Source organism: Megasphaera hominis (assembly GCF_014269395.1).
In the GTDB taxonomy this organism is placed as follows: Bacteria; Bacillota; Negativicutes; order Veillonellales; family Megasphaeraceae; genus Megasphaera; species Megasphaera hominis.
Genome location: NZ_JACOGK010000011.1, coordinates 63,546 through 73,791, shown reverse-complemented (window position 1 = coordinate 73,791; position 10,246 = coordinate 63,546). Strand labels below are relative to the sequence as shown.

10 protein-coding genes are annotated in these 10,246 nt (G+C 53.0%); all 10 read right to left on the bottom strand.

Going from position 1 to position 10,246, the window contains the following annotated elements; translation table 11 throughout:
• Positions 1-82: 82 nt before the first annotated feature.
• Entirely contained in the window at positions 83-298 is a 216-nt protein-coding gene (locus tag H8J70_RS05275; protein WP_186502812.1) for a prephenate dehydratase domain-containing protein, read from the bottom strand.
• Positions 295-1,392 carry a chorismate synthase gene (aroC, locus tag H8J70_RS05270; RefSeq protein WP_186502811.1) on the bottom strand — a complete coding sequence of 366 codons (1,098 nt, stop codon included), beginning with the start codon at positions 1,390-1,392 and terminating at the stop codon, positions 295-297. The genes H8J70_RS05275 and aroC overlap by 4 nt, the downstream gene beginning before the upstream one ends.
• A 3-nt stretch (positions 1,393-1,395) precedes the next feature.
• Positions 1,396-2,679: a 3-phosphoshikimate 1-carboxyvinyltransferase gene (gene aroA, locus H8J70_RS05265; protein WP_186502810.1), complete on the bottom strand. Its 1,284-nt coding sequence runs from the start codon at positions 2,677-2,679 to the stop codon at positions 1,396-1,398.
• Positions 2,676-3,749: a 3-dehydroquinate synthase gene (gene aroB / locus H8J70_RS05260; protein ID WP_186502809.1), complete on the bottom strand. Its 1,074-nt coding sequence runs from the start codon at positions 3,747-3,749 to the stop codon at positions 2,676-2,678. Before aroB ends, aroA begins: the two co-directional genes overlap by 4 nt.
• The gene (locus H8J70_RS05255) at positions 3,730-4,617 is read right to left on the bottom strand and encodes a prephenate dehydrogenase (RefSeq protein ID WP_186502808.1); all 888 of its coding nucleotides are present in this window, start codon (positions 4,615-4,617) and stop codon (positions 3,730-3,732) included. Before H8J70_RS05255 ends, aroB begins: the two co-directional genes overlap by 20 nt.
• Positions 4,618-4,635: 18 nt before the next feature.
• Positions 4,636-5,655: a 3-deoxy-7-phosphoheptulonate synthase gene (gene aroF / locus H8J70_RS05250; RefSeq protein ID WP_186502807.1), complete on the bottom strand. Its 1,020-nt coding sequence runs from the start codon at positions 5,653-5,655 to the stop codon at positions 4,636-4,638.
• A 442-nt stretch (positions 5,656-6,097) separates the two neighbouring features.
• Positions 6,098-7,267 carry an acetylornithine transaminase gene (locus tag H8J70_RS05245; protein WP_186502806.1) on the bottom strand — a complete coding sequence of 390 codons (1,170 nt, stop codon included), beginning with the start codon at positions 7,265-7,267 and terminating at the stop codon, positions 6,098-6,100.
• Between the two features lie 31 nt (positions 7,268-7,298).
• Complete coding sequence (gene argB, locus H8J70_RS05240) at positions 7,299-8,159, bottom strand: acetylglutamate kinase (protein WP_186502816.1); 861 nt, start codon at positions 8,157-8,159, stop codon at positions 7,299-7,301.
• Positions 8,160-8,200: 41 nt separating this feature from the next.
• Positions 8,201-9,145 (bottom strand): N-acetyl-gamma-glutamyl-phosphate reductase, encoded by a 945-nt coding sequence (argC, locus tag H8J70_RS05235; protein ID WP_186502805.1) that lies wholly within the window; start codon positions 9,143-9,145, stop codon positions 8,201-8,203.
• Positions 9,146-9,324: 179 nt separating this feature from the next.
• The gene (locus H8J70_RS05230) at positions 9,325-10,215 is read right to left on the bottom strand and encodes a polysaccharide deacetylase family protein (protein ID WP_186502804.1); all 891 of its coding nucleotides are present in this window, start codon (positions 10,213-10,215) and stop codon (positions 9,325-9,327) included.
• Between the last annotated feature and the right edge of the window lie 31 nt (positions 10,216-10,246).

The window sequence follows — 10,246 nt, the reverse complement described above, 5'->3', positions numbered from 1 at the left end:
AAAGTCTTACCTCAGGCAGTGTCCAACTTATTAAAAAGTACTGTTCAACTTTGCGTCAAATTATATTTCTGATTCTAATTTTTTAGATTTTAGTGTCCAAGTTTTGTTGACCAGTGCAAGGCACGACACCGTAACGTACCTCCCGCGTCATGACTGCTTCAATGACATCTTCAAAATGAGAAGCATAGACCGGTGTAATGGCCTGGCCTTTAAAATAGTCTTGCATGGCTTCATACGTATACGAGCCGGCCTGGCCAAAGCAGGCAATACGCATGGGTTCTTCCGGTGCATGTATCATAAGGCCTGCCTCCCCTTAGCGCTGAGCAGGATATCGAGCAAGGTCCAGGCTGTAGCCGCTTCTACGACCGGTACAGCCCGCTGGACAATGCACGGATCGTGGCGGCCTGTAATCGAGAGCTCACAATTTTCCTCTGTATCCGTATCGATCGTTTCCTGAGGCAGGCTGATGGAGGCTGTCGGTTTAACGACCAGGCGGAAGACGACAGGCATGCCGTTCGTTATGCCGCCGTTGATGCCGCCATTATGGTTGGTCCTGGTCTTGACGGAACTGTCGTCGTCATAATAAAAGGCATCGTTGGCCTCTGATCCTTTCCAGCCGGCCAGGCTAAAGCCGCTGCCAAATTCTACCCCTTTTACAGCCGGAATAGAAAAGAGCATATGGCTCAACTGGCTTTCTACGGAATCGAAAAAGGGATCTCCCAGTCCTGCCGGCAGGCCCAGGGCCATGCATTCAATAATGCCGCCCAGGGAGTTCAGCTCTTCCTTGGCCTTCAGAATACGGCTTTCCATCATGGCTGCCGTGCCGGCGTTGAGGACCGGCAGGGTCTGCTGCTTTAAGGCCGCAAGGGTTGCCGCCGGTTCTCCCGTTTCCCGGAAGGGCCTGTCTTCCACATCAGACAGGCGGCGAATATGAGCGCCAACGGTGATGCCAAAGCCCTGCAAGATTTGTGACGCTACGGCACCGGCAAAAACCAGCGGGGCTGTAAGCCGGCCGGAAAAGTGACCGCCACCCCGGTAATCGTTAAAGCCATGATAGCGTATTTTACCGGAATAATCGGCATGGCCCGGCCGCATGACATGGCGCAGCTGATCATAATCCTTCGAGCGCTGATCGCCGTTGCGGATGATCGCACATAACGGGGTTCCTGTCGTGTGGCCCTGGAAAAAACCGCTTTGAATTTCAAAGGCGTCCTTTTCTACGCGGGCTGTCGACATATCATTTTTTCCCGGTGCCCGCCGGGCCATCTCTGCCCGTACGGCGTCCCAGTCAAGGGCTGCTCCCGGCGGCAGGCCGTCCAGGACAGCGCCGATTGAGGCCCCGTGGGATTCCCCAAAGATAGTTAAGGTAATCGTTTCTCCAAAGGTATTCATCGGTCATTCCTCCTCGTGACACGCACCGCCTAAAGAGGCAAAATCCTGCCAAAATTCCGGATACGATTTGCGTACACATTCAGCGCCTTCAATGACGACAGGGTCACTGCAGCGGAGCGACGCAATGGCCAGGGCCATGGCAATACGATGATCGTTCCAGGAGCTGACGCGGCCGCCGTGCAGGCTGCCGACGCCGTGAATGAGCAGGCCTTCCGGTTCTTCTTCTATATCTGCCCCAAGGGCGTTGAGCTCCGTTGCAATGGCGTGGAGCCGGTCGCATTCCTTCAGGCGCACACGGCCGGCACGGATGATGCGGGTCACGCCGTGGCCACAGGTAGCGAGCACGGCCAGAATAGGAACCAGATCGGGACAATCTTCTACATCGAGTACACAGCCTTCCAGGTCAGACGGGCAGGCCGTTAATTCTGTTTTCCCTTCCACTTGCCCGCCCATTTGCCGGATGAAGGAAACGATTACTTTATCCCCCTGCACCGAGTCAGGCCGCAGGCCTGTGCAGCAGACAGCCTTACCCAGAGTTCCTGCAGCCAGCCAAAAGGCGGCCTGGGAGTAATCCCCTTCGACGACATAGTGGCCGCTGCGGTACGCCTGTCCGCCTGGAATATGGTAAGAGCCATTCCATTCCTTCTCGATTTCCACACCATGCTGCCGCAGGCAGTCAATGGTCATATCGACGTAGCTCGCCGATTCAAGGGGCGTCGTACTCTTTACGAGGGAATCACCGGAAAGGAGAGGCAACGTCATGAGCAGGCCCGTGAAAAACTGGGAGCTCACGTCACCGGGCAGCGCATAATTACCAGGCTCTAATTGTCCTTTTACGGTCAGCGGCAGTTGTCCCTGAGTCGTTTCATAGGCAATGCCCCGTTCGTCAAAGAGCCGGTAATAGGGATCGAGAGGCCGTGCTACGAGCCGTCCATGACCTGTGAAGGTCACCGTATTGCCGCTCAAGAGGGCTGCCGGTATGAGAAAGCGCAAGGTCGACCCTGATTCGCCTGCATCAGCGGCAAAGGGGAGTGCCTGCTTTTTAAGGCCGCCGCGAACGCGATACGCACTGCGGTGCGGGTATTCTGAAGGAACTTCTTCAATAGCTGCACCAAAGGACCGTAAGATGCGGCACGTAGCTTCAATATCCTGGGATACAGAGATATTATCTACGACGCTCTCCCCTGACGCCAGGGCTGCGCAAATCAGGTCGCGGTGACCGATACTTTTAGAGGAAGGCGTAACAACCGTTCCCCGCAAAAACTGCGGTGTAATACGTATATTCATTTTGCCCCCTTCTTTCGTATGAATTTTGGCAGCTCCGACGCATCGAGCGGCAACAACCGGGCCTTGCCGATTTCCTTCAGGATGACGAGAGTCATGTGCTGGCCCCGCATCTTTTTATCATTGCTGATGAACGGCAGCAGTTCTGCCGCTGTGGCATCGACGTCCTGTGGCAGGCCGTACCGCTGCAGCAGGTGGCGTAAGCGCGCCGTCGTCCCGGCCTGAGTCAGGCCCATTTCTTCAGTCATCCCCGTGAGCATGGACATGCCTGCAGCGACAGCTTCTCCGTGGGTATACACACCGTAGTCGTAATACCGTTCGATAGCGTGGCCAATGGTATGACCAAAGTTCAGCACCATGCGTTCTCCCAAATCGAGGACGTCCCGTTCAACGAGGCGGGCCTTGCAGGAACAGCAACGTTCGATGATTTCCTCCCAGTGAGAAAAGATCGATTCTTCATCTACGGCTTCAAGCAGTTCAAATAATTGCAAGTCTGTAATGCAGCCATACTTGATCACTTCGCCCAAGCCATCGTGTACGTAGCGCGGCGGCAATGTCCGCAAGAGCTGCGGGTCAATCAGTACGCCCTGGGGCTGGCAAAAGCTGCCGGCCTGGTTTTTGCCGCTCGGCAGGTCAATGCCTACCTTGCCGCCGACACTGCTGTCCACCTGGGCAAGGATACTCGTCGGAATCTGTACAAAGGGCAGGCCCCGCAAGAAGGTAGCCGCAGCAAAACCGCCGAGGTCACCGGTTACGCCACCGCCGAAGGCGACGACGTAATCCATACGGGTAATGCCCGCTTCTGACAATTGACGATATAAGTCCAATAAAGAGGCGGCGGATTTATTCTTTTCGCCGGCCGGAAAGACAATGCGGTGTACTGTAAAGTTGGCAGCCGCCAGGGAGTCTTCCAGGCGCTGGCCGTAAAGACCATCTACGTGGGAGTCGCTGATAACGGCAATATTACGGGTATGGGTAAGACTACGGATATAGTCGCCAGCCCGGTCTAAGAGGCCGTTACCGACGTGGATGTCATATGAATCTTTTCCTAACTCAACGTGTATGTGTTTCATGGATCAGTTCCCTTCTCCGTACAGCGGCCTGTTGCAAAAAGTCACATATGCCGGTGCGGTCTTCTTCTTGTAATAGTGTGGCAAACTGTTGCAGGGCCGTGCTAAAGCGGTCTATTTCATATAAAAGATTTTCTTTGTTGGCCAAAAACAGGTTGGTCCATAAGGGGGCATTGATATCAGCTACGCGTGAGCCATCGCGAAAGCTGCCGGCAATGAAATATTTAGTCATGCTGGTCATGGCCTCGCTATTTACGAGGGACGTAGCCAGCACGTGCGGCAGGGAGCTCGTATAGGCAATGAGCCGGTCGTGTTCTTCCGGCGTCACGCGGACTACATGAGCACAGCCAAGGGCTTTGGCCATGGCCGCAACAGCGTCGGTTTGCTCAGCTCCGTTTTGTGGCATCGGTACGAGTATATAATTGGCATTCCGGAAAATATCGGCGCTGGCCATGCCATAGCCTTGTCCTTCCCGGCCGGCCATAGGATGGCCCGGCACGAAGGCGACACCTGCAGGCAGCAAGGCGGCAATCGTTTCTGCCGTATGGCCCTTAATGCCGGCCACATCGGTCAATAAGGCACCGCGCTTAAAGTAGTGCCGGTTATCGGCCAAAAAGCGGATCATTATCTGGGAGGCCATACAGAAGATCACCAGATCTGCCTGCCGGAGCGCTTCGTTGCCGCACGTGTAGGCCGCCTCTATGACGCCGTCCCGTTTTGCCTGTTCTAAGGCCGCCGTATCCAGATCTACGGCTATAATATGACGCACGCCCAGGTTATGTAAGCCTTTGGCATAGGAGCCGCCGATTAGGCCTAAGCCTATAATTGCTACTGTCTGATTCGTACCAAAGCCACCGTCTGTCATTTCCATCAGTTCCCCCTGTTTTCCTTATATTTCCCGTCCGACAATCGGTGCCAGCTGCCGCAGCGAATCCATGAGCTCTGCGAACATGGCCGGTGTAATCGACTGGGCGCCGTCACACCAGGCGTTGTCCGGATCATTGTGTACTTCAATCATCAAGCCGTCTGCGCCGGCGGCTACAGCCGCCCGGGCCAGATCAGCTACCATCCAGCGTTTCCCCGTAGCGTGACTGGGGTCGACGATAATGGGCAAATGGCTCTGCCGCTTGACGGCCAGGACAGCGCTTAAATCCAAGGTATTGCGCGTGTACGTTTCAAAGGTCCGGATGCCCCGTTCGCAAAGGATGACGTTGTGATTGCCTTCGGCCATGATGTATTCTGCCGACATGAGCCATTCTTCGATGGTAGCGCTCAGGCCCCGTTTTAAGAGGACCGTCTTATTCGTCTTGCCTACGGCTTTGAGGAGATCAAAGTTTTGCATGTTGCGGGCGCCGATTTGAATGACATCTACGTCATCACTCAGGAAGAGCGGCAACTTATCAGCCGACATGATTTCCGTTACGACGGGAAGATTTGCCTTTTTACCGGCGGCACACAGCATGTCGAGGCCTTTATCCTTCAGTCCTTGGAAGGAATACGGCGAGGTCCGCGGTTTGAAGGCCCCGCCTCGCAGCATAGCGGCACCGGCAGCAGCGACGGACTTGGCTACACCTTCGATTTGTTCCGGCGTTTCGATGGAACACGGTCCGGCAATGACAGCCAGCTTTTTCCCGCCTACGCTGACGCCCTTACCGACAGAAATGACCGAATCCTGCGGATGAAAAGCCCGGCTGGCCCGCTTATACGGTACATCGACGCGAATGACCTGGTCGACACATTCATAGCCCTGGAGCTGTTCCATATCGAGGACACTCGTATTGCCTACGAGGCCTAAGACGGTCTTGCTGGCCCCTTTACTGACGTCGATCTGCAGGCCTCGGGCCCGTATTACCTTTATTAACGCATCGGATTGTTCCTTTGTTGCACCTGGTTTTAAAACGATAATCATAGTAAAGCCCCTCGCTTTCTGATAATAAAAAAAGCAGACTCACATGAGTCTGCTCCCAGATTTGTCCATATGCCATTTTGCTTTCTGCCCGTTTTTACCTCTAGGCGGCCTGCAAAAGAAATGGTAGATTGTCCCTCATGCTCCTGTCTGTTCTATTGAATTTGTCGTAGCAAAAATAGCCGGCGCCATAATACAGATAGCTCCAGCCAAAGTATGTAAAGACGTATTCAATTGTCTGACGCAGCATAGACGTTTTCATGACAATTCACCCTTTGCAACATATTACTTACCTTTTCGTTGTGGACATTGTATACCCCGCACGTACGGCTTGTCAAGGAATTTCTTTCATTTTTTCAACACAATCGTTTAACGCAGGAACCAAAGTTCCTGTAGTTGCAACAAAAAGGGCTTTCCCGCACAGGCAGGAAAGTCCTTCCCTTCTTTACTTATCGATGACAGCCTTCACCTTTTCAATGCCCTTTTGCAGGACATCCATAGGGATATTGAGGGGCGGCAGAAGCCGCAGGAGGCCATTGGCCGTGAGGACGAGCACGCCGGCGTCGACGCAGCCGTTGACGACTTCGGCCAGGTCCTTCTTCAGTTTTACACCCAGCATGAGGCCCAGGCCCGATACCCATTCGACGTTCTGGCAGCTTTCCAGTTCCTTTTTGATGTATTCGCCCTTCTTGGTAACCTCTGCCATGAGCTGGTCATCGAGACGGTCGACGATGGAAATGGCCCCGGCAGCGCAGATAGGGTTACCGCCAAAGGTCGAGCCATGCGTATGGTCCGTCAGCGTATGCTGGCACGAATCGGCAAACATAGTTACAGCAAAGGGCAGACCGCCGCCAATGGCCTTAGCCGTCGTGACGATATCCGGTTCGATGCCGTATTTCATATAGGCATAGAGGGCACCGGTCCGGCCATTGCCCGTCTGTACTTCGTCGATGACGACGAGGATATCGTGGGCTTTGGCATAGTCTGCGACGGCGTGGACAAAAGCAGGATCCAAGGGGTGAACGCCGCCTTCGCCTTGTACCAGTTCCATCATGATAGCGCAGACGTTATTTTCTTCGGCCAGTTTTTTTACAGAGTCGAAATTATCGGCATCGGCATAGACGAAGCCGTCTACAAAGGGACCAAAGTCCTGGTGGAGCGAGTCCTGGCCGCAGGCCGTAAGGGTCGCAATGGTACGGCCGTGGAAGCTGTTTTTCAGGGTGATGATGGTATAGCGGCCGTCGCCGTATTTATCGTGGGAATATTTGCGGGCCGTCTTGATGGCGCATTCGTTAGCTTCCGCACCGGAATTGGAGAAAAAGACCTTTTTCATGCCTGTCTTTTCGCACAGCTTCTTCGCCAGGATAATCTGTGGTTCCGTATAAAAGACATTCGAAATGTGGTTCAGCTTGCCCAGCTGGGCAATGACGGCCTGCTGCCAGACATCGTCACAGACGCCGAAGATGTTGACGGCAATACCGGCACTGAGGTCGATATATTCTTTGCCATCTACATCGTACAATACAGAGCCCTTGCCATGATCGAGCACGGCATCCAGCCGGTTATAGACATTGACAATATATTCTTTATCCATTTGTTCAAATTCGTTATGCATCGTACATGCCCCTTTCCCTGCAGCCTTCATTTCAGGCTTCTACAAACATAGTACCTAACCCTTCTTCGGTCAGCATTTCAATCAAAATAGCATGCGGCACTGTGCCGTTAATAATGAAAACGCGCTTAACACCTGCTTTGATGGCATCGGTACAGCAGCTTACCTTAGGAATCATGCCGCCGGCAATAATACCTTCTTCCGTCAGGCTCTCCACCTGGGCCATGGTCAGGCAATGGAACAGCGTCGACGGATCCGCCGGATCGCGCAGAACACCGTCAATATTGGTCATGGAAATCATACATTCTGCCTGGAGCGCCCCGGCAATTTCTGCTGCCGCCGTATCAGCATTGATATTGTAGGACTGGCCGTGGCCATCAGTGCCAACCGAGGAAATGACGGGAATATAGCCATTGGCCAGGCTGTCTTCGATAAGGGCCGTATCGATTTTGGTAATTTTGCCTACGAGGCCCAATTCCTTATCCTGCTGTTCCACCTGTATCATCTGGCCGTCAATACCGCAAAGGCCAATGGCCTTGCCGCCCAAATCGCCTAAGAGATTGACCAGGTCCTTGTTTACCTGGCCGGCCAACACCATCTGTACTACCTTCATCGTCTTTTCATCGGTTACGCGCAGGCCATTGATGAATTTGGATTCCACGCCGATTTCTGCTAAGACTTCCTTAATGTGCGGTCCGCCGCCGTGGACGAAAACCACTTTTACACCAATCAGGTTGAGCAGGACAATGTCTGCCAGGACGGCTTTTTTCAGGTCTTCATTAATCATGGCATTACCGCCGTATTTGACGACGACGACTTTGCCGTTATATTCCTTAATGTACGGCAGGGCATCCCGCAGGATCCGTGCTTTTTGCGCATTGCTTACTGCCTGTATATCGTGATCGGTAAATGAAACATTTGCCATAGCTTTCTCCTTTATTCGCCAACGTTCAGGCCTGTCTTCGGATCGAGGCCCAGCATCAAATTCATGTTCTGGATAGCTGCGCCGGAAGCGCCTTTTCCCAGGTTATCAAAGACCGACGTAACGAGTACGCGTTCATCGTTGCCGGTAACAAAAATTTCCAAGTCGTCACGGCCGCTCATATCGTTGGCAGCCAGGAAACCGCCCTTATCTTCTCCCAAGGGCCGGACGTGGACGAACGCGCAGCCTTCATAGTGGGCAGCCAGTGTCTCCCACACCGTTTGTAAAGTCGGCTTCCCCTTGAGGAGCGCCGTAAAAAGCGGTACTGTCACTTCCATCCCGCAATAGTAATCGTCTACAATGGGAGAGAAAACAGGCTTTTGGCTCAAGCCGCAAATGGCGACGATTTCCTTTAAGTGCTTGTGGGTCTGCCCCAGTCCGTATTGCCGCGGTGCCAGGAGGTCGTCTGTTTTAGCTGTTTCATACTGGCTGATCATCTTCTTACCGCCACCACTGTAGCCCGTGAGGGAAAAACAGACCAGGGGATAGTCTGGCGGCAAGATGCCGGCAGACGTCAGTGGTTGGACACCGGCAATGACGCCGCTGGCGTGGCAGCCGGGGTTGCCTACACGGTCACTTTTGGCGATGCGCTGTGCCTGTATCTGAGATAATTCGGGAAAACCATAGACCCAGTCCGGTGCGGTCCGATGGGCCGTGGACGTATCAATGATGCGCACCTTGGTTTCCGCTGCCAGGCTGACAGCTTCGATCGCCGCCTGATCGGGCAGGCAGAGAAAGGCAATGTCAGCAGCAGCCATGTATTTCTTTACTTCTGACGGCTCCTTACGCAAGGCTTCAGAAATCTGCAGAACTTCTATATCCTGTCGCTCAGCCAGCCGTTCATAAATCCGTAATCCTGTAGTTCCTGAATGTCCATCAATAAAGACCTTTGTTTTCATGGGTACACCTCGCAGTAAAAAAGAAGTAGCTGTTTTTTAATAATAATTTATTGAATTTTTATTCATTATAAGTTTTTACCCGCCCTTTGTCAAGGAAAAATAAAAAAACACACCAAAATCCTTCAGGTTTTCCAGCATGGCCGTGCACCTGAACAGATTTCGGTGTGTTCTTACGCTCCTTACCAGCATGGTGGAATCGCCGTCGTGACCACGCGGAAGGTATAGCCTTTTTCTTTCAACAATTTGATAATTTGCGGTAACGCCTTTACCGTCGCTTCATGGCCGGCACCATCATGCATGAGAATGACTAAATGGCTTTGCAAGTACGGCCGCTGTTGCAGCTGTTTTTTGAGATTTTCAACGGACTTTGCCGCCGTTTTCCCGGTCCCGTCGGCATCACCGGTCAGTGCATTCCAGCCTACTTCAATATACCCCTGAGCCCGCAAGGCATCCCAAAAGGAGCGTGTAAAATGGCCGGCCGTACCGCCCGGAGCCCGGCTGATGATAGGACGGGCGTGGATAACCTGATAAATGAGGTTTGCCGTTTGGTCTACTTCCTTCATATAAGCTGCCGGCGAAGCATAAATCCTATCGTATACATGGCTGTACGAATGAATGCCAATGGCATTGCCCGATGCATAAATGGCCTTGACCACTTCCGGGTAGCGCTCTACATTTTTCCCTGTCAGAAAAAACGTTGCATGAATATGCTCATCCTGCAGGATCTTTAGAATAGCCTCTGTGTTTTTATCGCTAGGTCCGTCATCAAAGGTAAGGTATGCCACATGATCGCCATACCAATAAGGACGCGTACCGGCGTATGTTATAGGCAGCCCTTTATGCCGGCGCTGCTCCAATGTGTACGCATCATAAACAGGCCGTTCATTCGCCTTATCGGGCAAAGAAAAATCATCACCCAGCCAGGCCACAGCGGCTTCCTTGACCTGGACGACAGTCCGCGCTTCGGCATTGCCTGAAGGGGCCGTGGTATCTTGACGGGTCGAAAAGAACCAGGCTGCACAGGCCAGAAAGAAAATAGCCAGTACACCGGTCAATAATTTTAGTTTCACGCTTGCTGTTTCCTTTCTGAATTCACGCTTG